General features: G+C 58.7%; 23 protein-coding genes. 12 read left to right on the top strand and 11 right to left on the bottom strand.

Features of this window, described 5'->3' with window-relative positions; genetic code table 11:
- Positions 1 to 3 precede the first annotated feature (3 nt).
- Genes ubiB through ACZ5RG_RS02255 form a run of 6 tightly spaced genes read right to left on the bottom strand, consistent with a single transcriptional unit; the run spans position 4 to position 8,263 of the window.
- Entirely contained in the window at positions 4 to 1,569 is a 1,566-nt protein-coding gene (gene ubiB / locus ACZ5RG_RS02280) for a ubiquinone biosynthesis regulatory protein kinase UbiB (RefSeq protein WP_315139110.1), read from the bottom strand.
- A complete protein-coding gene (locus ACZ5RG_RS02275) occupies positions 1,566 to 2,123 on the bottom strand; it encodes a hypothetical protein (protein ID WP_464447680.1) in 558 nt (185 codons plus the stop codon). The genes ubiB and ACZ5RG_RS02275 overlap by 4 nt, the downstream gene beginning before the upstream one ends.
- A gap of 46 nt (positions 2,124 to 2,169) precedes the next feature.
- Positions 2,170 to 3,156, bottom strand: coding sequence for a Tim44 domain-containing protein (locus tag ACZ5RG_RS02270; protein ID WP_464447679.1), 987 nt, complete (start codon positions 3,154 to 3,156; stop codon positions 2,170 to 2,172).
- Positions 3,157 to 3,197: 41 nt separating this feature from the next.
- Entirely contained in the window at positions 3,198 to 3,929 is a 732-nt protein-coding gene (gene ubiE / locus ACZ5RG_RS02265; RefSeq protein WP_298602075.1) for a bifunctional demethylmenaquinone methyltransferase/2-methoxy-6-polyprenyl-1,4-benzoquinol methylase UbiE, read from the bottom strand.
- 22 nt (positions 3,930 to 3,951) lie between these two features.
- On the bottom strand, positions 3,952 to 4,368 hold the full coding sequence (locus ACZ5RG_RS02260; protein WP_464447678.1) for a gamma-butyrobetaine hydroxylase family protein: 417 nt from the start codon (positions 4,366 to 4,368) through the stop codon (positions 3,952 to 3,954).
- A gap of 16 nt (positions 4,369 to 4,384) precedes the next feature.
- Positions 4,385 to 8,263: a DUF3683 domain-containing protein gene (locus tag ACZ5RG_RS02255; RefSeq protein ID WP_464447677.1), complete on the bottom strand. Its 3,879-nt coding sequence runs from the start codon at positions 8,261 to 8,263 to the stop codon at positions 4,385 to 4,387.
- A gap of 272 nt (positions 8,264 to 8,535) precedes the next feature.
- On the opposite strand from ACZ5RG_RS02255, the gene ugpB reads away from it, so the two are divergent.
- The 5 genes from ugpB to ugpQ all read left to right on the top strand — a co-directional run bounded on the left by ugpB (position 8,536) and on the right by ugpQ (position 13,571).
- Entirely contained in the window at positions 8,536 to 9,840 is a 1,305-nt protein-coding gene (ugpB, locus tag ACZ5RG_RS02250) for a sn-glycerol-3-phosphate ABC transporter substrate-binding protein UgpB (RefSeq protein ID WP_019430110.1), read from the top strand.
- Positions 9,841 to 9,949: 109 nt separating this feature from the next.
- Complete coding sequence (ugpA, locus tag ACZ5RG_RS02245; RefSeq protein WP_298602085.1) at positions 9,950 to 10,831, top strand: sn-glycerol-3-phosphate ABC transporter permease UgpA; 882 nt, start codon at positions 9,950 to 9,952, stop codon at positions 10,829 to 10,831.
- A gap of 1 nt (position 10,832) precedes the next feature.
- A complete protein-coding gene (gene ugpE / locus ACZ5RG_RS02240; protein ID WP_464447676.1) occupies positions 10,833 to 11,687 on the top strand; it encodes a sn-glycerol-3-phosphate ABC transporter permease UgpE in 855 nt (284 codons plus the stop codon).
- Between the two features lie 113 nt (positions 11,688 to 11,800).
- Entirely contained in the window at positions 11,801 to 12,820 is a 1,020-nt protein-coding gene (gene ugpC, locus ACZ5RG_RS02235) for a sn-glycerol-3-phosphate ABC transporter ATP-binding protein UgpC (protein ID WP_464447675.1), read from the top strand.
- Positions 12,821 to 12,827: 7 nt separating this feature from the next.
- Positions 12,828 to 13,571 carry a glycerophosphodiester phosphodiesterase gene (ugpQ, locus tag ACZ5RG_RS02230; RefSeq protein WP_464447674.1) on the top strand — a complete coding sequence of 248 codons (744 nt, stop codon included), beginning with the start codon at positions 12,828 to 12,830 and terminating at the stop codon, positions 13,569 to 13,571.
- Positions 13,572 to 13,577: 6 nt separating this feature from the next.
- Here ugpQ and ACZ5RG_RS02225 read toward each other — a convergent pair whose 3' ends face one another.
- From ACZ5RG_RS02225 to ACZ5RG_RS02215, 3 genes are all read right to left on the bottom strand, one after another.
- Positions 13,578 to 13,919 (bottom strand): helix-turn-helix domain-containing protein, encoded by a 342-nt coding sequence (locus ACZ5RG_RS02225; protein ID WP_464447673.1) that lies wholly within the window; start codon positions 13,917 to 13,919, stop codon positions 13,578 to 13,580.
- A 54-nt stretch (positions 13,920 to 13,973) separates the two neighbouring features.
- On the bottom strand, positions 13,974 to 14,222 hold the full coding sequence (locus ACZ5RG_RS02220; protein ID WP_464447672.1) for a type II toxin-antitoxin system RelE/ParE family toxin: 249 nt from the start codon (positions 14,220 to 14,222) through the stop codon (positions 13,974 to 13,976).
- 117 nt (positions 14,223 to 14,339) lie between these two features.
- The gene (locus tag ACZ5RG_RS02215; RefSeq protein WP_464447671.1) at positions 14,340 to 14,711 is read right to left on the bottom strand and encodes a transcriptional regulator; all 372 of its coding nucleotides are present in this window, start codon (positions 14,709 to 14,711) and stop codon (positions 14,340 to 14,342) included.
- Between the two features lie 144 nt (positions 14,712 to 14,855).
- On the opposite strand from ACZ5RG_RS02215, the gene ACZ5RG_RS02210 reads away from it, so the two are divergent.
- Complete coding sequence (locus ACZ5RG_RS02210; RefSeq protein WP_464447670.1) at positions 14,856 to 16,898, top strand: site-specific DNA-methyltransferase; 2,043 nt, start codon at positions 14,856 to 14,858, stop codon at positions 16,896 to 16,898.
- Entirely contained in the window at positions 16,895 to 19,864 is a 2,970-nt protein-coding gene (locus ACZ5RG_RS02205) for a DEAD/DEAH box helicase (protein ID WP_464447669.1), read from the top strand. Before ACZ5RG_RS02210 ends, ACZ5RG_RS02205 begins: the two co-directional genes overlap by 4 nt.
- A gap of 41 nt (positions 19,865 to 19,905) precedes the next feature.
- Here ACZ5RG_RS02205 and ACZ5RG_RS02200 read toward each other — a convergent pair whose 3' ends face one another.
- Positions 19,906 to 20,187: a hypothetical protein gene (locus ACZ5RG_RS02200; RefSeq protein WP_464447668.1), complete on the bottom strand. Its 282-nt coding sequence runs from the start codon at positions 20,185 to 20,187 to the stop codon at positions 19,906 to 19,908.
- A 121-nt stretch (positions 20,188 to 20,308) separates the two neighbouring features.
- Between ACZ5RG_RS02200 and hemA the strand changes: the two genes are divergently transcribed.
- The 4 genes from hemA (at position 20,309) to grxD (ending at position 24,009) form a co-directional block, all read left to right on the top strand.
- Positions 20,309 to 21,580, top strand: coding sequence for a glutamyl-tRNA reductase (gene hemA, locus ACZ5RG_RS02195; RefSeq protein WP_298602099.1), 1,272 nt, complete (start codon positions 20,309 to 20,311; stop codon positions 21,578 to 21,580).
- 119 nt (positions 21,581 to 21,699) lie between these two features.
- The gene (prfA, locus tag ACZ5RG_RS02190) at positions 21,700 to 22,788 is read left to right on the top strand and encodes a peptide chain release factor 1 (protein WP_464447667.1); all 1,089 of its coding nucleotides are present in this window, start codon (positions 21,700 to 21,702) and stop codon (positions 22,786 to 22,788) included.
- Entirely contained in the window at positions 22,788 to 23,645 is an 858-nt protein-coding gene (gene prmC / locus ACZ5RG_RS02185; protein WP_464447666.1) for a peptide chain release factor N(5)-glutamine methyltransferase, read from the top strand. Before prfA ends, prmC begins: the two co-directional genes overlap by 1 nt.
- A gap of 40 nt (positions 23,646 to 23,685) precedes the next feature.
- Positions 23,686 to 24,009: a Grx4 family monothiol glutaredoxin gene (gene grxD, locus ACZ5RG_RS02180; protein ID WP_019430119.1), complete on the top strand. Its 324-nt coding sequence runs from the start codon at positions 23,686 to 23,688 to the stop codon at positions 24,007 to 24,009.
- A 109-nt stretch (positions 24,010 to 24,118) separates the two neighbouring features.
- Here the strand turns inward: grxD and ACZ5RG_RS02175 are convergent, their stop codons facing one another.
- A complete protein-coding gene (locus ACZ5RG_RS02175) occupies positions 24,119 to 24,778 on the bottom strand; it encodes a c-type cytochrome (protein ID WP_298602108.1) in 660 nt (219 codons plus the stop codon).
- Positions 24,779 to 24,885: 107 nt separating this feature from the next.
- Between ACZ5RG_RS02175 and ACZ5RG_RS02170 the strand changes: the two genes are divergently transcribed.
- A complete protein-coding gene (locus tag ACZ5RG_RS02170; RefSeq protein WP_298602111.1) occupies positions 24,886 to 25,728 on the top strand; it encodes an AAA family ATPase in 843 nt (280 codons plus the stop codon).
- The last annotated feature ends 1 nt before the right edge of the window (position 25,729 follow it).

Genomic DNA, 25,729 nt, shown 5'->3' with positions numbered 1-25,729 from the left:
GGTTTAGAGGGTAGGCAAATAAACCCAGACCTGAAAAGCCAGCAAGCTCATGATGAAACCCATGCCCAAATAAAGCAGGATTTGCAGCAAAGCGTTGGTGCGGCGTTGCTCGGCCAGCAATTTTTCCAGCTGACGAGCGTCTTGTTGACGCGGTCTTTGCAAGTACTCGTGCAACAAGCGTGGCAACTGGGGCAGCAGCTTGGCGTAATGCGGTGCTTGGTCTTTCAACTGCTCCAGCAATTTCTTGGGGCCAATCTGGTCCAGCATCCATTTTTCCAGGAAGGGCTTGGCTGTGCTCCATAAGTCCAATTCGGGGTCGAGCTGGCGACCCAGGCCCTCGATGTTGAGCAGGGTTTTTTGCAGCAAGACCAGCTGAGGCTGAATCTCGACCTGGAAACGGCGAGAGGTCTGGAACAAGCGCATCAACACCATGCCCAGCGAAATCTCTTTGAGCGGACGGTCAAAATAAGGCTCGCACACCGCACGGATGGCCGACTCCAACTCATCCACACGGGTGTCTGCGGGCACCCAGCCCGACTCGATGTGCAGCTCGGCCACGCGTTTGTAATCGCGGCGGAAAAATGCCGTGAAGTTTTGCGCCAGATACTCTTTGTCGTATTCGGTGAGCGTGCCCACGATGCCGAAGTCCAAGGAGATGTAGCGGCCAAAAGTCTCGGGTGCCAGGCTGACCTGGATGTTGCCCGGGTGCATGTCGGCATGGAAAAAACCGTCGCGGAACACCTGCGTAAAAAACAGCGTCACGCCATCGCGGGCCAGCTTGGGAATGTCCACACCAGCGGCACGCAGGCGTTCCACATGACTGATGGGCACACCGTTCATGCGCTCCATCACGATCACCTCGGGCTGACAGAAGTCCCAGATCATCTCGGGGATCAGCACCAGATCAAGGCCCTGCATGTTGCGACGCAGCTGGGCCGCATTGGCGGCTTCGCGCACCAAATCGAGCTCATCGTTCAGGTATTTGTCGAATTCGGCCACCACTTCACGGGGCTTGAGCCGTTTGCCGTCGGCGCTCAGGTTCTCAACCCAACCGGCCATCATGCGCATCAGGCTCAGGTCTTTTTGGATCACCGGCAGCATACCGGGACGCAACACCTTCACCGCCACTTCGCGCAGTTCGCCCGACTTGCTGCGCAAGGTGGCAAAGTGGACCTGCGCAATGGAAGCGCTGGCCACGGGTTGACGTTCAAAGCTTTCAAAAACTTCGTCTACCGGTTTACGAAATGCACGCTCAATGGTGGCTACCGCGATGTCGGAGCTGAAAGGCGGCACACGATCCTGCAACTTCGCCAACTCTTCGGCGATGTCCAAGGGCAGCAAATCGCGTCGGGTAGAAAGCACCTGACCGAACTTCACAAATATGGGCCCCAGCCGCTCCAGCGCCTCGCGCAAACGCTCGGCACGGGGAGACCTCAGGTCACGGCCCAGCGACAGAATCCGGGCCAGCAGGCGAATCCAGGGTTTTTGAAAACTGGAGAGCACCAGCTCATCCAGGCCGTAGCGCAGGACGATGAAGACAATGAACGCGCCGCGACCGATGCGGCTCATGCTGCAGCACCCACCGACGTGCCAGGGGCGCGCTGGGCGACAAAACCGCGCAGCGCTTGCATGGCTTTGCGTGCGACCTGCGCAAGGGAGTGGGCTGCAGCATCTCCCACCAAACGGGCCAGGTCTTCTTCGGCGTCCCAGCGCACATGGTCGATCAACCAGTTGACTTCAGCCGCCAGTTGCACATCGCCCTCGATGCGCACTTTGGGTTTGTCACCCCGCGCCAGGGCCGAAGCCAAAGAGACAGGCGACTCTTCGGTCACAGACAAGCGCAAATCAAAGCCGTCAAAACGACCACGTTCCAACAAACCCGCCGGGGTGGGCGTGAGCTGGAGTTGGATGCGGTCCCAGACCAGCTCGATGCGCTGGCCTTTTTGCCGCGCCAAGCGGGCCATGGCCTCGGGTTCACTCATCAACACATGGTTGAGGAAAAGTACGAGACGGTTGACCGACTCATCAACCACCCAAGCCGGGGGTTGAAAATTCGCAGCCATTTGGCTGACCATATCGGGAAGAGCCTGAGCGGCCCATGAAAAAGGGGACTGTGTTGCCATAGTCCCCGATTATTCCCGAAAGCGGAGCCCCATTCGGGGCCAGGCTTTATTGGAGTGCTTGCACGCCAGCGACCAACCAGCCACCGCCTTGTTTGGATTTGGTCATGTTCCAGACTTCACGGAATGAGCTGGGGCCTGCGGACGCGTCTTCGCGGATCATGCCGTTGAACTCGACACTGGCCAAATAAACATCGGCCTGCTCTTCAATACCCAGCAACTGGGCTTCCAGCATGACCACTTCGGTCTTGTTGGGCTGACCGGGGAACTGGCTTTCGCGTTCGGCCAACTGGCTGCGAATCTCGGACACCATGGTGTCGGTCATCATGGAGCGCAGCATGGAAATGTCCGAACGGTCCCAGGCGTCTTGCAAAGTCACAAAATTGCGCTTGGCTGCCGTGACAAAACTGTCCACGTCAAATCCGGCTGGAATACCCCAAGCTTGGTTGCCACTCAGGGCTGAGCCGATCATGGAGCCGGTGCTGGCCTCGACAGCCGAGCTGTCAAAGCGGGTGTTTTGGCCTTCCCAAGGGCGAGCCGAGGCGTCGTTACCCACTTTTTCTGGGTTGTACTGCTTCAAAGATGCAGGCTGATCGGCCGAGGCACCCGCACCTTGGTAAGCGAAACCGCCTTGGTTGCCCGATGCCGCATTGCGCCGTGAGCGCATGAACATGCCAATCGCGGCCATCACAGCCACACCAATCAACAACGCCATCAGGACGTTGCCAAAGGCACCGCCCATGCCCAGGGAGTTGGCCAGCCAAGCCAGGCCAAGGCCTGCGGCCAAGCCACCCAGCATGGCACCCCAGGGTTTCTTGGGTGCAGCAGCGACGGGTGCGGCGGCCGGCTTAGCGGCGTTGGCAGCTGCGGCATTTTGGGCAGGTGCAGCGGGCGTTTGCGGCGCTGCATCACGTTTGGTGACCTGATTCGATTGCTGGCCAATGGACTTGCCGCCGCCCATGCGGCGGGCGGCTTCGGCATTGAGGCTACCCAGGGCCAATACGCCTGCGAGCATCAGTGTCATCAACTTGTTCATGGTGTCTCCAACTTCGGTCCAAAAAATTGATCAAATGAGCATCAACATTTGATACCCATGTGCAAGGCTACCACCCCGGCCGACAAATTGTGAAAATCGACATGGCCAAATCCGCTGTTTTTCATAAGGGTTTTCAGCTCATCCTGGCTGGGGTGCATCCGGATGGATTCGGCCAGATAGCGGTAACTGTCGGCGTCACCCGCCACCAGCTTGCCCATGTGCGGCAGGATCTTGAAGCTGTACCAGTCATAGACCTTTTCGAGCGGCTTGGCCACTTTGGAAAACTCCAGCACCAGCAATTTGCCCCCCGGCTTGAGCACCCGGCACATCTCCTTGAGCGCAACATCTTTGTGCGTCATGTTGCGCAGGCCAAAGGCCACGCTGACCACGTTGAAGTGGTTGTCGGGGAACGGCAACTTCTCGGCATCGCACACCAGCGTGGGCAGCGCTAGTCCCAGGTCAACCAGGCGGTCGCGCCCGGTGCTGAGCATGGCCTCGTTGATGTCGGTGTGGACCACACGCCCGGTGGCACCCACTTTTTTGGCAAACGCCATCGACAAGTCGCCTGTGCCGCCCGCGATGTCCAGCACCTGATCGCCCTCTTTCAGGTTGGCCACCTGCACGGTGTAGGCCTTCCACACGCGGTGCAAGCCCATCGACATCAGGTCGTTCATCACGTCGTATTTGGACGCAACAGAGTCAAACACGCCGCGGACGTGCTGGGCTTTTTCTTTTTCGTCGACGGTCTTGAAACCGAAATGGGTGGTGCTCATGGCAACTCTTTCAACCTGAAATTCAATGGCTATGACCGCAGCTGCTGCCCGTTTTTTCGAACATGGGTGCATCACGGCTGACCCCCGCAGCTTGCAGGCGGTCTTCATATTGTTTCCACAGCGCGTCTTGCTCAGAACCCAAAAAGTACAGGTACTCCCAAGTAAAAAGTCCCGACTCATGGCCGTCTGAAAAAGTGGGTTTGACAGCGTAATTGCCCACGGGCTCGATCTCGGCAATCGACACGTTGCGTTTGCCCGTTTGCAGCACTTCCTGGCCCGGGCCGTGGCCCTGCACCTCGGCCGATGGCGAGTACACGCGCATCAACTCGAACGGAATGCGGAACTGCGCCCCATCAGAAAAGCCGATTTCCAGCACCTTGCTCTGACCATGCACCGTCAATGACTCGGGCGTTGGGGTTTCTTTTTTCAATCCGGCCATGTTCTGCTTTCAGCGGTTAAACCAACACACGTTCAATGCCACCGGCATTGGCTGCGCTCACGTACTCAGGCATCCAGTTCTCACCCAGGATGTGCTTGGCCATCTCGACCACGATGTAGTCGGCTTCAAGGAGGCCATTTTTCATGTCATCGCCGAAGCGCGACAAACCTTGCAGGCAGCTGGGGCAGCTGGTCAAGATCTTGACGTTGGCTTGCGGGGCCAGGGCACCGCTCGAACGCAAAGCGGCTTCGCCCTTGAGCAGCTCTTCTTCTTTGCGGAAACGAACCTGGGTCGAGATGTCGGGGCGAGTCACGCCCAGCGTGCCCGACTCACCGCAGCAACGCTTGCTTTCTATCACGTTGTCACCCATCAAGGCCTTGACGGTTTTCATGGGCTCTTGCTGCTTCATGGGGCTGTGACAAGGGTCGTGGTACAGATAGGCACCGCCCGCATCCAGCTTCATGCCTTTTTCGAGCAGGAACTCGTGGATGTCGATGATGCGGCAGCCAGGGAAAATCTTGTCAAACTCGTAACCCTGCAGCTGGTCGTAGCAGGTGCCGCAGCTCACCACCACGGTCTTGATGTCCAAGTAGTTGAGCGTGTTGGCCACCCGGTGGAACAGCACGCGGTTGTCGGTGATGATTTTTTCTGCCTTGTCGAACTGGCCCGAGCCTTTTTGCGGGTAGCCGCAGCACAGGTAGCCCGGTGGCAACACGGTCTGCACGCCCACATGCCAGAGCATGGCCTGCGTGGCCAAACCCACCTGGCTGAACAGGCGCTCGGAGCCGCAACCGGGGAAGTAAAAAACAGCCTCGGATTCCGAGCTTGTGGCCTTCGGGTCTCGGATGATCGGCACGTAATCGTTGTCTTCGATGTCGAGCAAAGCACGCGCTGTTTTCTTGGGCAAGTTGCCCGGCATCTTCTTGTTGATGAAGTGGATCACCTGCTCTTTGATGGGCGCGGAGCCCACCGATGCGGGTGGCGCACTGGTCTGCTTGCGGGCCACACCCTTGAGCAAACCGGCGACAAAGCGCTGCGCCTTCATGCCCACACCCACCATGGCCATACGGGCCAGCTTGATGGTCTCGGGATTGGTGGCATTCAACATGAACATGGCCGCGGCATTGCCGGGGCGGAAGCTCTTTTGGCCCATCTTGCGCAACAGGTTGCGCATGTTCATCGACACATCGCCAAAGTCGATGTTCACCGGACAAGGCGTCAGGCACTTGTGGCACACCGTGCAGTGGTCGGCCACGTCCTCAAACTCTTGCCAATGCTTGATCGAAATGCCCCGGCGGGTTTGCTCTTCGTACAGAAAAGCCTCGACCAGCAACGAGGTCGCCAAGATTTTGTTGCGCGGGCTGTACAGCAAATTGGCACGCGGCACATGCGTGGCGCACACGGGCTTGCACTTGCCGCAGCGCAGGCAATCCTTCACGCTGGCGGCGATCGCGCCGATGTCGGACTGCTGCATGATCAGCGACTCGTGGCCCATCAGGCCAAAGCTGGGGGTGTAGGCATGCGTCAGGTCAGCGGCATGCACATCGTCGCCCAGACCCGTCAGGGCCGCGCCACGCAGCAGCTTGCCTTTGTTGAAGCGGCCTTCGGGGTCCACTTTGGCCTTGTAAGCGGTGAAGTTGGCCAACTCGGCATCGGTCAAAAACTCCAGCTTGGTGATGCCAATGCCGTGCTCTCCCGAGATCACCCCATCCAAACTGCGGGCCAGCACCATGATGCGGGCCACCGCTTCGTGCGCGGTTTGCAGCATCTCGTAGTTGTCACTGTTGACCGGGATGTTGGTGTGCACATTGCCGTCACCGGCGTGCATGTGCAGCGCCACCCACACGCGGCCCTTGAGCACGCGCTGGTGGATGGCATTGACTTCGGTCAGGATCGGCAAAAAGGCCGAACCTGAAAAGATGTTCTGGAAAGCCGGACGGATTTGTGTCTTCCAGCTGGCTCGCAGGCTGTGCTCTTGCAACTGGGGGAACAACGCATCCACTTGCGTCAGCCAACCTTGCCATTGCAATTGAACCTGGCGCACCACCGCCAAGGCTTGTGCCACACGGTCTTCCAGCAGTTCAGCAGAGGCGATCTCGTTGGCGTCGTCTTGCTTGCCCAGAGGCAAGTTGCCACGCTCCAAAAAGGCTTCGAGTTCACGGCAAAAGTGCAGCTTGTTGCGCAAGCTCAATTCGATGTTGATGCGCTCGATGCCGTCGGTGTACTCGGCCATGCGAGGCAGCGGGATCACCACGTCTTCGTTGACCTTGAAGGCGTTGGTGTGGCGCGAGATGGCGGCGGTTTTCTTGCGGTCGTGCCAGAACTTTTTACGCGCTTCGGGGCTGATGGCAATGAAGCCTTCGCCGCTGCGCGAATTGGCAATGCGCACGATCTCAGAAGTCGCCTTGGCCACATCGTCGGCGTTGTCGCCTGCGATGTCACCGATCAGCACCATCTTGGGAAAGCCACCGCGCTTGGACTTGGTGGAATACCCCACCGCCCGCAAATAGCGGTCGTCCAGGTGCTCCAAGCCGGCCATCACGGTGCCGGTGCGCTTTTGCTCAGCAAACATGAAGTCTTTGATTTCGACGATGCTGGGCACGGCCTCGCGGGCGTGTCCAAAAAACTCCATGCACACGGTGCGGGTGTGCGTGGGCATGCGGTGCACCACCCAGCGGGCGCTGGTGATGAGGCCGTCGCAGCCTTCTTTTTGCACGCCGGGCAGACCGCTCAAGAACTTGTCGGTCACGTCCTTGCCCAAACCTTCTTTGCGGAAAGTCTTGCCTGGGATCACCAGGGTTTCGGTGCGGATCGGGGTTTTGCCATCGGCCTTGAAATATCGCAGCTCAAAAGTGGCCACTTCGGCGTCGTGGATCTTGCCCATGTTGTGGTCCATGCGCACCACGTCCAGCCATTCGGCGTCGGGGGTGACCATGCGCCAGCTGGCCAGGTTGTCGAGCGCCGTGCCCCAAAGCACCGCTTTTTTGCCACCTGCGTTCATGGCGATGTTGCCGCCAATGCAGCTGGCTTCGGCCGAGGTCGGGTCCACCGCAAAAACAAAACCGCCGCGCTCGGCCGCATCGGCTACGCGCTGGGTAACCACACCGGCTTCGGTGTAGATGGTGGGAATGGGGTGCGCGATACCGGGCAGGTCGATCATCTCAACCTCGGTCATGGCTTCGAGCTTTTCGGTGTTGATGACCGCGCTCTTCCAGGTCAAGGGAATAGCGCCACCGGTATAACCCGTGCCGCCGCCCCGAGGGACGATGGTCAGGCCCAGGTCGATACAGCCTTTCACCAGCCCGGCCATCTCGGTCTCGGAATCGGGGGTCAGCACCACAAAGGGGTATTCCACGCGCCAGTCGGTCGCATCGGTCACATGGCTCACGCGCGAGAGGCCATCGAACTTGATGTTGTCCTTGGCCGTCAGGCGCCCCAGGGTCTTTTGCACCTGGCTGCGCAGCTTGGCCATCCGCACGAAACGTTCGCTGAATTGCGTCACCGCCTGCGTGGCCAAATCCAGCAACTGGCCCACCAAAGCATCGCGAGAGGCATCTGCCTCGGGGGTCCGGCGCTTTTGCACCTCACCCAGGCGGTGCTGCAAGGCCTCGACCAGCAGTTTGCGACGGCCGGGGTTGTCCAGCAGATCGTCTTGCAAATATGGGTTGCGCTCGACCACCCAAATGTCACCCAGCACCTCGTACAGCATGCGGGCCGAACGGCCTGTGCCGCGCTCTTCGCGCAACTGGTTCAGCAAGCCCCATGCAGGTTCCCCCAGCAAACGCACCACGATTTCGCGGTCAGAAAAGCTCGTGTAGTTGTAGGGAATCTCGCGCAGGCGAGGCGCATCGGCGTCGGCTTGCATCAAATGTTGGAGCGTGGTGGGTGCATTCATAGGGATGGGCGCGGTCAAATGCGTTCTAAATACGCGGTCAGCCAGACCTGGACGGAGGCGTCATACCGGCTGGGCCTGAATGTTACCGCAGTGCAACAAACACACGCCGAACAGAGGGACACCTGTCGCCCAAGGCTCTGGGCGTCATGGAAACCCCGGGTTGTCACAAATTGGTCATGCTATTTAAATACTCTGGCCATGAACCAGTGCCACACTCGTGCTGGGATTTGCTTATTTTTTAAGCAAAACAACTCATTTCTTCAGGAATTGCCATGAAACTCAAACTGACTCTTTCCGCTTTGGCCTTGAGCCTGGCCAGCCTTTCTGCCCAAGCCCAAACCGAAATCCAGTGGTGGCACTCCATGGGTGGCGCCTTGGGCGAGTGGGTCAACGACCTGGCCAAGGACTTCAACGCCAGCCAAAAGGACTACAAAATCGTACCCACCTTTAAAGGCAGCTACGACGAATCCATGACCGCAGCGATTGCCGCTTACCGCGCAGGCAATGCGCCGCACATCCTGCAGGTGTTTGAAGTGGGCACCGCTACCATGATGGCCAGCAAGGGCGCCATCGTGCCAGTGGGCAAGGTCATGACCGATGCCGGCCTGAAATTCGACCAAAACGCCTATGTGCCCGCCGTGGCCGGTTACTACACCGCGCCCAACGGTCAGATGCTGAGCTTCCCGTTCAACAGCTCCACGCCTGTCTTTCATTACAACAAGGACGCCTTCAAGGCCGCGGGCCTGGACCCCAACACGCCGCCCACCACCTGGCCTGAAGTGGCGCTGGCTGCTGCCAAGCTCAAGGCCAGCGGCCACAAGTGCCCCTTCACCACCAGCTGGATCAGCTGGACGCAGCTGGAAAGCTTCTCGGCCTGGCACAACACCGAATTTGCCACCAAGGGCAACGGCATGCGCGGCATGGATGCACGTCTGAGCTTCAACACGCCCTTGCATGTGCGCCACATCGACAACCTGGCCAACATGGCCAAGCAGGGCTTGTTTGTCTACAAAGGCCGCGGCAACGCAGCTGACGCTACCTTTGTCTCAGGCGAATGCGCCATGGCCACGGGCTCCTCGGCCCTGTATGGCAGCGTGGTGCGCAACGGCAAATTTGGCTACGGCATCGGCACCCTGCCTTATTACCCTGATGTGAACGGCGCACCGCAAAACACCGTGATCGGCGGTGCCAGCCTGTGGGTGATGAGCGGCAAGAAAGCGCCTGAATACAAAGGTGTGGCCCAGTTCTTTGCTCATCTGTCCAAGGCCGATGTGGCAGCGGCCAGCCACCAGCGCACGGGCTACCTGCCTGTCACCACGGCCTCTTTCGAGTTGACCGAGAAGGCTGGCTTCTACAAAAAGAACCCCGGCACCGACGTTTCGGTGACGCAGATGATCCGCAAGACCACCGACAAGTCGCGTGGCGTGCGTCTGGGCAACTTTGTGCAAATCCGCACCATCATTGACGAGGAACTCGAAGGGGTGTGGAGCGGCAAAAAGGGCACCAAGGAAGCCCTGGACATGGCCATCAAGCGCGGCAACGAACAGCTCGAACGCTTCGAAAAAGCCAACAAATAATGTCCCTTCCGGCATCCGGAGTGGTCAGCACATGAAAAAAGCAGAGGCAGCGCCTCTGCTTTTGCACATTATGGATTGACACTTCACACCCCGGTTTTGCAAAGAATGTATGGAAAAACGCGTCCGTTTCAAATCCCGATGGCTGCCGTGGCTGCTGATTGCGCCGCAGCTGAGCATCGTTTTGGTGTTCTTTTTCTGGCCCGCCGGGCAAGCGCTTTACCAAAGCGTGTTGCAAGAAGATGCCTTTGGCGCATCCCGAGAATTTGTGGGCATGGAGAACTTCTCCCGACTCTGGCACGACAGCGGCTATCTGGAATCGTTTAAAACCACCGCCGTGTTTTCACTTTTGGTGGCCGTCATGGGCTTATCGGTGTCGTTGCTGTTGGCCGTGATGGCAGACCGTGTCGGGCGTGGCGCGGGCCTGTACAAAACACTGCTGATCTGGCCCTATGCGGTGGCCCCGGTAGTGGCTGGCGTGTTGTGGCTTTTCATGTTTGCTTCGCCCATGGGCGTGGTGGGCTATGCGCTGCGGTCCATCGGCATCGAGTGGAACCACCTGCTCAACCCCAACCACGCCATGGCACTCATCGTGATGGCTGCGGTCTGGAAGCAGATCTCCTACAACTTTCTGTTTTTTCTGGCGGGTTTGCAATCCATTCCCAAATCACTCATCGAAGCGGCGGCCATTGACGGGGCCAGCCCTTGGCGACGGTTCTGGACCATCGTGTTCCCGCTTTTGTCGCCCACCACCTTCTTTTTGCTGGTGATCAACATCGTTTACGCCTTCTTTGACACCTTCGCCATCGTGGATGCCACCACCCACGGCGGGCCGGGCAAGGACACGGCTATTCTGGTTTACAAGGTGTATTACGACGGCTTCAAGGCCCTGGACATGGGGAGCTCGGCGGCGCAGTCGGTGGTGCTGATGGTGATCGTGGTGGCCCTCACCGTCTTGCAGTTCAAATTTGTCGAGAAGAAAGTTCAATACTGAAATGATCGAACGACGCCCCGGCCTGCAGATTCTGCGGCATGTCATCTTGCTCATCGGCGTGGCCATCGTGGCCTTTCCGCTGTACCTGACTTTTGTCGGCTCTACCCAAACAGCCCAACAAATCAACCAGAGTGTGCCCATGTCGCTGCTGCCGGGCAGCCACTTTTGGGAAACCTACCGCCTGACACTTTTTGGTGGCCCCAACTCGCAAGGCAGCCCGCTGCCCGCCATGTGGCCCATGATGAAGATCAGCCTGATCAGCGCCCTTGGCATTGCGATTGGCAAGATCGCCATCTCGCTGCTGTCGGCCTTTGCCATCGTGTATTTCCGCTTTCCGCTGCGCAATCTGGTGTTCTGGATGATCTTTGTCACCCTGATGCTGCCGGTCGAGGTGCGCATCAGCCCCACTTACGAGGTGGTGGCGGGTATCGGCATGCTCAACAGCTTTGCTGGGCTAACGGTGCCACTGATCGCCTCGGCCACAGCCACTTTTTTATTCAGGCAATTTTTTCTGACCATTCCTGACGAGCTGGTTGAGGCCGCCCGCATGGACGGGGCCGGGCCGATGCGCTTTTTCAAGGATGTGCTGCTGCCCCTGTCGGCCACCAACATCGCGGCGCTGTTTGTCATCCAGTTCATCTATGGCTGGAACCAATACCTGTGGCCACTGCTGGTGACCACCAGCGAAGACATGTACCCAGTGGTGCTGGGCATCAAGCGCCTGATTTCGGGCGAGTCTTGGACCGAATGGAACGTGGTCATGGCCGCCGCCATCCTGGCCATGCTGCCACCGGCACTGGTCGTGGTGCTGATGCAAAAATGGTTCGTCAAAGGCCTGGTTGATACGGAGAAATAAATACGCCGGGGACAGACCCATGCGAAGCGTTGCTCTGTCCCCGTCAAATTAAAAACCCGAGGACAGACCCATGCGAAGCGCTGCTCTGTCCTCGTCAAATTAGTAAAAAAATCATGGCTTCCATCACCCTCTCCCACATCCTCAAAACCTATGGCACGGGTGCCAAGGCCAACACCGTCATCCACGACCTGAGCGCCAGCATCAGCGACGGTGAATTTGTGGTCATCGTCGGGCCTTCGGGCTGTGGCAAATCCACCTTGCTGCGCATGGTGGCGGGCCTCGAAGACATTTCGGGGGGCACCATTTCAATCGGCGAACGCGTGGTCAACGAGCTCGAGCCTGCCGAGCGCGACATTGCCATGGTGTTCCAGAACTACGCGCTTTATCCGCACATGAGCGTGTTCGACAACATGGCCTATGGCCTGAAGATCGCCAAACGGCCGATCGAAGAAATCAAGGCCCGTGTGGACAAGGCCGCCGGCATTCTGGAACTCTCGCACCTGTTACAACGCAAACCACGCGAATTGTCGGGTGGCCAGCGCCAGCGCGTGGCCATGGGCCGCGCCATCGTGCGCCAGCCGCAGGTATTTTTGTTTGACGAGCCGCTGTCCAACCTCGACGCCAAACTGCGTGCACAGACCCGACTGGAAATTCAAAAGCTGCACCGCAACTTAAGCATCACCAGCCTGTTCGTGACGCACGACCAAGTCGAAGCCATGACGCTGGCCCAACGCATGATCGTGATGAACGGCGGTCACATGGAGCAATTTGGCACGCCCGAAGAGGTCTACAACCGACCAGCCAGCACCTTTGTGGCCAGCTTCATCGGCTCGCCGCCCATGAACTTGCTACGGCACGCCCCAGGCACCGCCGAAAATCGCATTTTGGGCATTCGGCCCGAGCACCTGGACATCACACCCGTTCAAAACGTGGGTGGATGGTCATTGACCGCCGACACGGTGGAACTGCTCGGTGCAGAGCGCCTAGTGCACGCCCGTTTGGGTGATGAAACCCTCACCCTGCGACTGGACGAATCGGTTGCGCCACCGCAACTAGGCCAAAGCTTTTGGGCCACGCCCCGCGCCGACAGGGTGCACTGGTTTGACGCCCAGACCCAAAAACGCATCGCCTGAACTGCCCATGACACACTGGCCCTACCCGCGCTGGATCGCCCACCGAGGCGCTGGCAAACTCGCTCCCGAAAACACCCTGGCCGCGTTTGAATTGGGCGCAACGCACGGCTTTCGCATGTTCGAATGCGACGCCAAGCTCAGCGCCGACGGTGTGGTATTCCTGATGCACGACGCCACACTGGAACGCACCACCAACGGCCAAGGCATCGGGGGCAAACAAAGCTGGCAAGCGCTGTCGCAGCTTGATGCGGGCAGCTGGCATTCGCGCCGCTATGCGGGCGAACCTTTGCCCACGCTTGAAGCGCTGGCCGGGTTTTGCCTGGCCCATGGCCACCACCTGAACATCGAGATCAAACCCACCCCGGGCACCGAAACAGCCACAGGCGAAGCCGTGGCCCGTCTGGCTGCCAGGCTCTGGCAAGGGGCCAGAGTGCCGCCGCTTTTGACCTCGTTCCAACCCGAGGCCTTGGCCGCAGCCCAAGCAGTCGCCCCCCTGCTGCCAAGAGGCTTGCTGGTGGACACGCTGTGGCAAGGCTGGTTTGAGAAAGCTCTTGAGCTGGACTGCATGGCCGTGGTGGCCAACTACGCCCTGTGGGACGCCGTCACCGTGGCCCAAGTGCACGGCGCAGGCCTGCGCTGCCTGAGCTACACCGTCAATGACCTCGATGCCGCCCAGCACCTGCTGGCCCTGGGCACAGACGGCATCATCACTGACCGGGTGGATTGGGCCGAGTCTTTGATCAGGGCTTGACCCCTCTCACAACAAAGCATCCAGCCCCTTGCGATCCAGCAAATTCAACAATTTGAGCGATGGGCCGCTGGGGTGCTTTTCGCCAATCTCCCATTTGCGCACGGTGGAGGCACTGGTGTTTAACACCGAAGCCATCACCGTCTGGCTCAAATTGTGCTGCTCACGCAAGGCTCGGATTTGGGCGCTGTCATAGGGCGCAATCGGCTCCATGCACAGCGCCTCGACCTTTTGCATCTTGCGCTTGTCAATAAAGCCCAAACGATCCAGGTCCGCCGCTGTTTCGTACACCGTGCCCAGCACACGGCTAGCGACTTGTGGTTTGGATGGGGATTTAGCTTTAGTGCTCATGGCAAATTTCCTGTAATGAACCGTCCTGCAAGCCACCTTCCAGCTGTGGGCCCGTCAAGCCAAGAAGTTGTTCCGCCAGCCACTGCAATGCCTCCAGCTCTGTGCGTGGCCACCAACGTGCGGATGCCCCCCGCGCTTGCCGCGACCGGGCAAAGCCACGCGCTTTTTAAGCACATCGCCACCCAGATCGGCATCGACCAAACCACTCACCATCTCTCGCTCAGCCAGACACAAAAGGTCATCTGACAGGTCGGTTTTGCGCATCCATTTGGAAAATTGGCGGGTTTTGAAGACGCGGCGCATCAGCCAAAGTGTGCCACCGAGTGATATAGAAATCAACGAAAATCAGTTGATTACAGGTGAAAGCCGACTAAGCCCTTTGAACTGGCGACAGCTAGTCATCCGTTCGCCCACTATTGTTTAGTTTTTGACAACAGTGTTGTCCACTGAATTCGCCTTGGCAAACGTCAGGATCACTTCACGAATGATCTTGCGTTGCGCAGCGGGGAGCTGCAAAAAAGCGTCGAAGGTTTCACGCTCCACGTAGCCAGCCCCCTCGTCCCATCGTTTTTTGTGCTGCTGTACTGACAAACGCACGGCATCGCCAAATCGTAAAACATCTGGTTCTATCTTCAGCCACTCAGCCAAAACCAGCATCTTGTCTTGCATTGGGATCGACCGGTTGTTCAGCCATCCCCACGCTGCCTGATTGCTGATCGACTTGCCTGGCCAACGCAAATTGAACTCATGCTCCAAAACCGAAGGGCTGGCCACGTAGCCAGCTTGGATCATGGCTGCACGCAAACGCTCGGTGAATTCAATTTTTTCATTCATTCAAGCAAGCTACAAACCACTTGAGATTTTTTTCAAGAAGCTGTTGAGTATGATTACAACAATCAGTTGAAAACTGAATCAACAGCTTATTGAGTCCATTGCATGCCCAAGTCCCTCCTCGAACAACTCCCCGACATCGTGGCCAATGGCCGCAAACAAGCTGAAAAAATCCTGGAAGGCATCGAGAGCCGCCACCGCGTGGGGCTGCAAACCCGTGAAGTGGTGCTGCCAGCCCGCGACACCGCTGCGCAAGACTGGGTCACCCAGCAAAACAGGACCAGCCAGCGCGAGGTGTTTGCACCGGGGCAAGCCAGCCTGATCGAAAACACACAAGCCACGTTAGGCGCCACGCCCGAAGCGCCTTGGGCCAATCGGCTGATTTATGGCGACAACCTGCTGGCCATGGCGGCCTTGCTGGCGGGGGACGAGAACACGCCCAGCCTGCGCGGCAAAGTGGACTTGATCTACATCGATCCGCCTTTTGACTCCAAGGCCGACTACCGCACCAAGGTCACCCTACCGGGTGTAGAGATCGAACAAAAGCCCACCGTCATCGAGCAATTCGCCTATTCAGACACTTGGAGCGACGGCACCGCCTCGTACTTGGCCATGATCACCCCGCGCTTGATCCTTCTGCGCGAAATGCTTGCTGATTCCGGTTCTATTTACGTACATCTTGATTGGCATGTAGGGCATTACGTAAAGATACTGCTTGATGAAATTTTTGGGAAAAAACATTTCGACAACGAAATTGTTTGGCATTACAGCCAAGGCGGCAAATCAACCGAGGGTTTTGCCAAAAAACACGACTTGATGTTTGTTTACACCAAAAGTTCAGATCGCTTTTTTGATGGCAAAGCTGTACGAATGCCATTCACTCCCCATAAGCAGGACAAATCGGGCAAGAACTATGGCGGCCGAATGGGTGTGGATGAAGACGGTCGGGAATATGTAGAAAAATGGGGCACAGGAAAGAAAAAACTTTACCGCTATTACCTTGATGAAGGAAAAGTGCCAGAAAACGTCTGGTCGGATATTCAATCAATTCAATCCGATGCAGGCGAACGATCCGGCTACGCAACACAAAAACCTGAACCCCTTCTTGAAAGAGTGATCCTCGCATCAAGCCCACTGAATGGCGTCGTATTGGATATTTTTGGTGGCTCTGGCACAACAGCAGCTGTCGCAGAAAAACTAGGCCGCCGCTGGATCACTACAGACCTCGGCAAACCTGCATGCATGATCATGCGCAAACGCCTGATCGACCAAGAGGCCAAGCCCTTCCTTTACCAGGCCATTGGCGACTACCAAGTCGAAGCAGCCAAAGCCACTTTAGGCCGCGATTTCCGCATCGGTGATTTGTCACAAATTGTGTTGTCGCTCTACGGTGCCCTGCCCCTGCCACCCGATGTGAACCCGCAGCGCAATTTGGGACAAATTGCGGGCATGGCACTCGGCGCTGGACGTGGCAGCAAAACCCTGGTGCTGGCCGACTCGCCGAACAAGCTCACCGGCATGGCCACACTCAAAAAGGCCATCGCGCAGCGCGACAACCTCATGGGGGGTTGGGACCGCGTGGTGGTTCTGGGCTGGAACTTTGAGCCCTCGATTGGCGAAACCATCACCGCGCTCAATGACAGCCGCCTCGAAGTGCTGGTCATCCCGCCGGACCTGATGGACCGCCTCAAGAAGAAAGGCGGCATCGACAAGCTGCGTGGTCAAGTGCGTTTCTCGTCACTGCAATACCTGACCATCGAGCCGATCACGCGTCAAGTGTCAGCCAGTGCAGGCGATGCACCCCCGACCGAAACACTTACGGTCAAGCTCAAGAACTACGTGTTGCTGTCGCCCGAGGCGATCAACCTAGACGACGCCAACCGCCAAGCCTTGCAACAAGTAGCCAACAAGGAGCCGCTGGCCCTGATCGAATATTGGGCGGTGGACCCGGACTACGACGGCAAGGTGTTCCGCTCGGTCTGGCAAGACTACCGGGGCAACACCGCCAACGATGCCGATGTGCTGCGCGTGGTCACGCAGGCGCAAGTGACCGTTCCGTCAAAAGCTGGGGCTCGCAAGGTGTGCGTGCGTGTGGTCGATGTGTTTGGCTTTGAAGCCGAAGTGGTGGCCACTGTGGAGGCCGCATGAGCACAGCCATCCACAAAGCCGATGACCAACTGGCTCTGGCCGCAGGCCTTACAGCCAAAACCAATCAGCTCTGCCTGGGACTGGAATCGGGCGCGGCAGACATTTTGGAACTGGTCACACCCACTACTGCCGATTTGCTGGCCTGGTGGTTTGGCGAAGACATGGTGATGGCCCGTGGCGGATTGAACTTCCATGCTGGACAAAAGCAGGCCATTTTGAACGCCATCGTGGCGCACGAGGTGCTGGGCGCTGGCCTTGACCGCTGGACGCTGCTGGACTTGTACCGCGCCGCCGCACCCGATGCGCTGCTGACGGGGACACGTTTGAACGAAGTTTCTGCCGACAAACACGGCCACCCCAAGTACTGCTTGAAGATGGCCACCGGCACGGGCAAGACATGGGTGTTGCAAGCGCTGATGATTTGGCAACTGCTCAACAAAACCGCCGCTCTGGTCGAAGGGATCGACGACCCGCGATTTACACGCCAGTTCATGGTGGTGGCACCGGGCTTGATTGTTTATGAGCGTTTGCTCGATGCGTTTTGCGGCAAGCTGGTTGCTGGTGGCAATGGCTCGCGTGACTTTGCCAGCTCGGACATGGCCAAATTTTCTGACCTGTTCATCCCCGAGGCGCACCGCGAATCGGTGTTTGCCTTTGTGCGCGGCAACGTGTGCAGCAAAAACGAGATTGCCCTCAAAGCCACGGGCAACGGCATGATCGCCATCACCAATTGGCACCTGCTGGCCGAAGGCGATGTGACCGAGGACATTGAAGAAGTCGAAACATTGGGCGCACCGCTGGACCCTCAAGACGTGGTGGCCCAGGTGCTGCCGCTGACGCCCGGACGCGCCACGGGCAACAGCCTGGACGTGCTGGACCGCCGCTATGCACGTGGCAATGTGCTGGAGTTTTTGGCGCAACTGCCCGAGCTGATGGTGTTCAACGACGAGGCACACCACATCCACGAGTTCAAGCGCGAGGGTGAGACCACTGAGGTGGAATGGCAAAAGAGCCTGAGCCGCATTGCCCTGACTAAGGGCCGCCGCTTTGTGCAGGTGGACTTTTCGGCCACGCCCTACAACGACGTGGGCTCTGGCAAGAACAAGCGCAAGGTGTACTTTCCTCACATCGTGACCGACTTCGACCTGAAAAGCGCCATGCGTGCCGGGTTGGTCAAGTCGCTGGTGCTAGACCGCCGCAAGGAAATCGGCGCATTGCCGCTGGAGTTCAAGGCCGAGCGCGATGAATCGGGCAACCCGGCTCTGAGCGAAGGCCAACGCGTGATGCTGAGGGCAGGCTTGGCCAAGTTGCGTAAGCTGGAAAAAGATTTTGCGGCTATCGACCCGCACCGCCACCCCAAGATGCTGGTGGTTTGCGAAGACACCACCGTGTCACCGCTGGTGGCCGAATTCTTGCGTGACCAGGAAGGCTTGAGCGAAGACGAGGTGATGACCATCGACTCGGGCAAAAAGGCCGAGCTGGGTGAAAAGGACTGGGCACCTGTGCGGGAGCGCCTGTTCAGCGTGGACCACCACGCCACCCCGCGTGTGATCGTGAGCGTGTTGATGCTGCGCGAAGGCTTTGACGTGAACAACATCTGCGTCATCGTGCCGCTGCGCTCCAGCCAAGCGCAGATTCTGCTGGAGCAAACCATCGGGCGCGGCCTGCGCCTGATGTGGCGCGACGCGGAATACAACGACATCAAACGCGAAAACCGCGAACTGATCGAGGCCAGCAAAGAACCCGGCAGCTTGCTCGATGTGCTGTCCATCGTGGAGCACCCTGCGTTTCAGTCTTTCTATGACGATCTGATCAACGAAGGCCTGGCGGGCACCACAGGCGATGACGACGGTGACGGCAGCTCGGCCACAGGCGACGTGATCGCGGCTGAACTGCGCGAAGACTTTGAAGCCTTTGATTTCGGCATCCCGTTCATCCTGCAAGAGGCCGACGAACTGCGCGACCACAACCAGATCGACGTGACCACCTTGCCCGCCTTCACGGCCATGACGGCGGACCAGCTCAAGGGCATGCTGGGCAAGGGTGACACCTTTGTCTCGCAAGACCTGCAAAGCGCCACGCTGTTTGGCGACTACCGGGTGGACGGCGCGGTGATGAACGTGAGCGGCTACAACGATTACCTGTCACGCCTGACGCGGCGCATCAGCCAGGCGCTGAGTGAGCCACTGCCCAAAGGCAACAAGATCGCCACGCACCTGGCCAAGCCCTATCTGCAAGTGAACACCGCCGAGCTAACGGGCTGGATTGACGACTACGTCTGGACGCAACTGTTTGCAGGCACCTTCAACCCGCTGGAAGATGAAAACTGGCGCTTGCTGCTGTTGCAACCCGTGGTGGACCACATCACCAAGGTGTTTGCCGTCGGCTTGCTTGAATCGGAAGAAAAGCACACCACAGGTCAAACCGAAGTGCACCTGCGCTATTTGAGCGAAGTGCCCAAGCTCATGGTGCGCGAGAGTGCGTCGCTGGAAGTGTCCAAGTGCGTCTACACCCGGCTGGGCTGGCCCAGCCGCAACGGCGGGCTGGAACGCGCCTTCATCCACTGGGCACAAGCCGACACACAAGTGCTGGCGTTTTGCAAGATCAGCGAAAACCGCCACACCTTTGCCCGCCTGCGCTACGTGAAAGACGATGGCTTGCCCGCCTTCTATTCACCCGACTTTTTGGTACGCACCGCTGGCGCGGTTTACTTGGTCGAAACCAAAGGCCAAGAACAAACCATCCACCCCAACGTGCAACGCAAACTGAAAGCCGCGCTGGCGTGGTGTGAACGCATCAACAACCTGAGCGAAGAACAGCGCGGCGGTCCGCCTTGGCATTACGTGCTGCTGGGCGAGACTGTGGTGTACGAGTGGCAGGGCAAAGGTGCACGGCTGGCAGAGCTGCTGGACTATGCAAGGCTGCGGCCACTGGGTGAGGCGTCCTTGCAGCAGCGCTTGATTTGAAACGGAGCAATGCAATCAAAAACGCACGGCCATGCTGTGCGTTACGAGTTGTTGCGCTGTGTCCAAGCCCTAAGCAAAACCCACTCCAAAGTCGCGGCCGCCAGCACCAGGGCGGCGTAGGTGGCCATGGTGCCGTCGTTGCCTTGCAAAACAAGGCCCAGCGTCAACACACCGACCCCGACCAAAAAATGCCACAGCATGTGCTGTCGCCGTCGCCCGCCAACACCCATCACCCAACGCCCAGCCCAAGGCATCAGCAGCGCCATGGCCAGCGCGGGCAACACAAAATTGAACAAATGCAGGATCAATTGCCAGACGGTCATGGGTCTTGAACGGTTGATGAACAGAGTAGATGGGCGCGCAGCGCGCCAACAATTGTGCACCCAAAGCACCCTCGTGCTGGATGTCTAACCGTCGCCACGAGGGGGTTTCTATAATCGGCGCATGGCAGTTTGGACTCTGGGCTTGAATCACACCACTGCGCCGCTGGATCTGCGCGGCCGGTTTGCCTTCGCCTTGGACCAACTGGCCCCCACTTTGCAGGGTTTGCGGACCAATTTGGCCTTGAACCTGGACCAAACGCCCGAAGCGGCGATTTTGTCTACCTGCAACCGCACCGAAATTTACTGCGCCGCCGACCACGCGGCCACCGCCGACACCTTGCGCTGGTTGGCTGAAGCCGGTGGTGTCTCGACACAAGAACTCCAATCACACACTTACTTGCTCGAAGGCAACGAGGCCGCCCGGCACGCTTTTCGGGTGGCCAGCGGGCTCGACTCGATGGTGCTGGGCGAAGCGCAAATCTTGGGCCAACTCAAAGACGCGGTGCGCGCTGCCGAACAGGCCGGTGCCTTAGGCAGCACGCTCAACCAGTTGTTTCAGCGCAGCTTTGCCGTGGCCAAAGAAGTGCGCACAGCCACCGAAATCGGGGCCCACTCGATCAGCATGGCCGCAGCCTCGGTGCGCTTGGCCAGCCAGCTGTTTGAAGACCTCAAAGACATCAAGGTGCTGTTTGTTGGCGCGGGCGAGATGATCGAGCTGGTGGTGACTCACTTTGCCGCCAAACAGCCAAAAGCCATGGCGATTGCCAACCGCAGCCTAGAGCGCGGCGAAAAACTCGCCAGCCGCTTTGGTGCCGAAGTCATGCGCTTGGCCGACCTTCCCGACCGTTTGCACGAATTTGATGCCGTCATCAGCTGCACCGCCAGCACCCTGCCCTTGATCGGCTTGGGTGCTGTCGAGCGGGCACTGAAAAAACGCAAACACCGCCCCATGTTCATGGTCGATCTGGCGGTGCCGCGCGACATCGAGCCAGAAGTCAAGGCGCTGGAGGACGTTTACCTCTACACCGTGGACGATCTGGCCAGCGTGGTGCAAGCGGGTCAGGCGCAGCGCCAAGCCGCTGTCGCCGAGGCCGAAGTCATCATCGACGCGGGTGTTCAAAGCTTCAGCCACTGGCTGGGCCAACGCGATGTGGTGCCCCTGATTCAGCAATTGCAAACCCAGGCCGATGCTTGGCGTGAGGCCGAAGTGGCCCGCGCCCGAAAACTGCTGGCCAAAGGTGACGACCCCGAGGCGGTGCTGGATGCCTTGGCCAAAGGCCTGACCCAAAAGATGCTGCACGGCGCTTTGGCCGAACTGCGCAGCGCCGACCCCGCCCACCGCGAGCTGACCATGCAGACGGTGCAGCGGCTGTTTTTGCGGCAAGAGCGTTAGCGCTGACTTGGCAAGTCGGCGCTTGCGCACCGGCAAAACGCAACTCGCGGACAAGCGCTTGAGCGCCAACGCATGTCAGATCTCAGGGCACAGGCCCTGACCTCCAAAATTCTGGTCGAATGAAACCCTTTCTCATCCAACAACTCGAACGCTACGCCTTGCGCCTGACCGAGCTGGACTTTTTGCTGTCCCGCGAGGACATCATGGCCGACATGGCGCAGTTCCTGAAGCTCTCGCGTGAACACGCAGAGGTCAGTGCCGTGGCGACCCGATTTGCCCGATTTCAGCAACGCAACGCCGACTTGGCTGCCGCACAAGCCATGCTGGCCGACGCCGAACTGCGTGAGATGGCCGAAGAAGAAGTCAGCAGCGCGGTGGCCGAGCTGAAAACACTCGAGGCCGATTTGCAGCGCATGCTGCTGCCCAAAGACCCCGACGACGCTCGCCCGGCTTTTGTCGAAATCCGCGCGGGCACCGGGGGCGACGAGTCGGCCCTGTTCGCCGGCGACTTGCTGCGCATGTACTCGCGTTTTGCCGAGAGCCAAGGCTGGCGGTGCGAGGTCGTTTCTGAATCGGTGAGCGAATTGGGCGGCTACAAAGAAGTGGTGGTGCGCATCGAAGGCGACAACGTTTACGGCGCACTCAAATTCGAGTCGGGCGGTCACCGCGTGCAGCGCGTGCCCGCCACCGAAACGCAAGGCCGCATCCACACCAGCGCCTGCACCGTGGCGGTCTTGGCCGAACCGGACGAAGCCGAAGCCATCAAGATCAACCCGTCGGATTTGCGCATTGACACCTACCGCGCCAGCGGTGCGGGCGGGCAGCACATCAACAAAACCGACTCGGCGGTGCGCATCACCCACTTGCCCACCGGCATCGTGGCCGAGTGCCAAGATGGCCGCAGCCAGCACAGCAACAAGGCCCAGGCCCTGAAAGTGCTCACCGCCCGCATTCAGGAAAAAAACCGCGCCGAACGCGCTGCCAAAGACGCCGCCGAGCGCAAAAGCCTGATCGGCAGCGGTGACCGCTCAGACCGCATCCGCACTTACAACTTCCCACAAGGCCGCCTGACCGACCACCGAATCAACTTGACCTTGTACAAGCTGCTGAGCATCATGGAAGGGGATTTGAAGGATGTCATCAACGCCTTGCAAGCCTACGAAGCCGCTGAGCAACTGGCAGCACTTGAAATCGGGGCCACCACTTGATGAACGCCACCGACCTCACCTTGACCCAATGCCTGAGCCAGGCCCATGCACTGGGCCTGGCCCGGGTCGATGCGCAGATGCTGCTGCTGCACAGCGTGGGCCGACCGCTGCATGACCGCGCCTGGCTGCTGGCCCACGACCACGACAGCCTGACGCCCGCACAGCAAGTCACATGGCAAGACGCGCTCAAGCGCCGTCAGGACGGCGAGCCGGTGGCCTACATCACCGGGCGAAAAGATTTTTTTGGATTGACCTTGGCTGTGGATGCCCGTGTGCTGGACCCCCGCCCCGACACCGAAACCCTGGTGGAATGGGCCTTGGCCACCCTGCCTGAACCCCATGCACCGAACACCCCCAGCTGGCGCATTCTCGACTTGGGCACCGGCAGCGGCGCGGTGGCTTTGGCCCTGCAACATGCACGTCCCGATGCACAGGTGTGGGCTGTGGACGCCAGTGAAGATGCTTTGGCCGTGGCCAGCGCCAATGCACAACGTCTGAATTTGCCAGTGCAATTTGTGCACAGCCACTGGATGGATGCGGTGGCAGGCCCGTTTGAGTTGATCGTCTCCAACCCCCCTTATGTGGCCGAGCATGACCCGCACCTGGCGGCCCTGACTCACGAGCCCTTGCAAGCCCTGACCAGCGGTGTTGATGGGCTCGATGACATTCGCCAGATCATTGCCCAAGCCCCCAGCCGATTGGCCCCGGGCGGCTGGCTTTTGCTGGAACACGGATGGGATCAGGCCCAAGCCGTGCAGCAACTGCTGCGCGAGGCGGGGTTTGGACTGGTCCGGTCACACCAGGATCTGTCGGGTGTTGACCGTTGCACAGGTGGGTGCTTTGAATCAGAGAGATAATCCAACCCATTCGAAATCGGCACCATTTGGAGCAAAGACCATGAGCGACACCCAACAACGCATCGACGAACTCGTCAAAGGCAACGACATCACCCTGTTCATGAAGGGCAGCGCCAGCTTCCCCATGTGCGGTTTTTCTGGCCGTGCCATCCAGATCCTGAAGGCCGTTGGCGTCGATACCAAGACCGTCAAGACAGTCAACGTGCTGGACGATGCAGAAATTCGCCAGGGCATCAAGGAATACAGCAACTGGCCCACCATCCCCCAGCTCTACGTCAAGGGCGAGTTCATTGGCGGCTCGGACATCATGATGGAAATGTACGAATCGGGTGAACTGCAACAGGTGATCAACGGCCAAGCCTGATTAGCCTGGCGGGCACACACCCTTGGTCTCAAGGGTCTGAATTTAAAGCCCCGACGCCATGAAAAAAGCCAGTCAATTGACTGGCTTTTTGCTTTCTACCGAGCTCAGCTCAACGGAACTTCGATTGTGGAATGACTTTCACATCACCGTCCAAAGAACCGATGTAAGCAGCAATGGCCTTCAGTTCGGCATTGGAGTACTGCTTGGCGATGCCACCCATCACGCCGTTGCTACGGCCCCAAGTGGCTTGGTTTTCCACTTTGTAAGATTTGAGGGCCACGAACAAGAAGTCTTTGTGCTGACCGGCAATCTTGGGGTAGCTCGGGTCAATGGGCTTGGAGAAGTTGTCGCCGTGGCAAGACACGCAAGCGCCTTTTTGCAGCAAAGCAGCCACTTTGGCATCGGGTGCCTTGGGGGCGCTGGCCACAGGCTCGGTTTTGCCGTGTTGCTCGTAGTAAGCGGCCACGTCAGCGATGTCTTGGTCGCTCAGGCTGTCGGCAATGCCGCGCATGGTGGGGTGCTTGCGCTCGCCTTTTTTGTAGGCGGTCAGGGCGGAGGCGATGTATTTGGCGTTTTGGCCAGAGATCATCGGCACGCGATAAACCTCAGGGAAACTGGCTTGGTAGCCCTTGATGCCGTGGCAGCCGATGCACATGGCAATCTTCTGCTCAGCGGCTTTGGCATCGCCCTTGATCTCTTGGGCATGGGCGGAGACAGCGGTCACTGAGGCGACAGCCAAGGCAAACATTGAGGTCAGGAGCTTGTTCATTTTGCTTACACAATCCAAATGATTGATAAAAATCAACTGCGGATTATATCGGGCTGGCCCTCATAATCCTGACAAGCTTCTTTCCTGTTTTTGAGAACTCTCCGATCATGAAATTCCAAGGTACCGAAAACTACGTCGCCACTCAGGACCTGATGCTGGCGGTCAATGCGGCCATCACCCTCAAACGCCCTCTGCTGGTCAAGGGTGAGCCAGGCACCGGCAAGACCATGCTGGCCGAAGAAGTGGCCCAAGCGTTGGGGCTGCCCTTGCTGCAATGGCACATCAAGTCAACCACCAAGGCTCAGCAAGGTCTGTATGAATACGATGCCGTTAGCCGCCTGCGCGACAGCCAGCTGGGCGACGCAAAGGTCAAGGACATCGAGAACTACATCATCAAGGGCGTGCTGTGGCAAGCCTTCACCTCGGAAACTCCGGTGGCCATCTTGATCGATGAAATCGATAAAGCCGACATCGAATTCCCGAACGACTTGTTGCGCGAAATCGACCGCATGGAGTTTTACTGCTACGAAACCCGCCAGCTGATCAAGGCCAAGACCCGCCCGTTGGTGTTCATCACCTCCAACAACGAAAAAGAACTGCCTGACGCCTTTTTGCGCCGTTGCTTCTTTCACTACATCAAGTTCCCCGAAGCGGACACCATGCGCCAAATTGTGGCCGTGCACTTCCCGACGCTCAAGCAAGACTTGCTGGCTTTGGCACTCAAGACGTTTTATGACGTGCGCAACCTGCCTGGCCTGAAGAAAAAGCCCTCGACCAGCGAGCTGCTGGACTGGCTCAAACTCTTGGTGGCCGAAGACATCCCCCTCGAAGCCCTGCAAAGCGCTGACCAAAAAGTGTCTGTCCCACCGCTGGTGGGTGCCCTGCTGAAGAACGAGCAAGACGTGACTTTGTTTGAAAAGCTGGTGTTCATGAACCAGCGCAACCGCTGAG

It is taken from the genome of Limnohabitans sp. TEGF005 (genome assembly GCF_055394835.1).
Note: the sequence above shows the minus strand (reverse complement) of the source record. Positions and strands in the feature narration are given on the sequence as shown.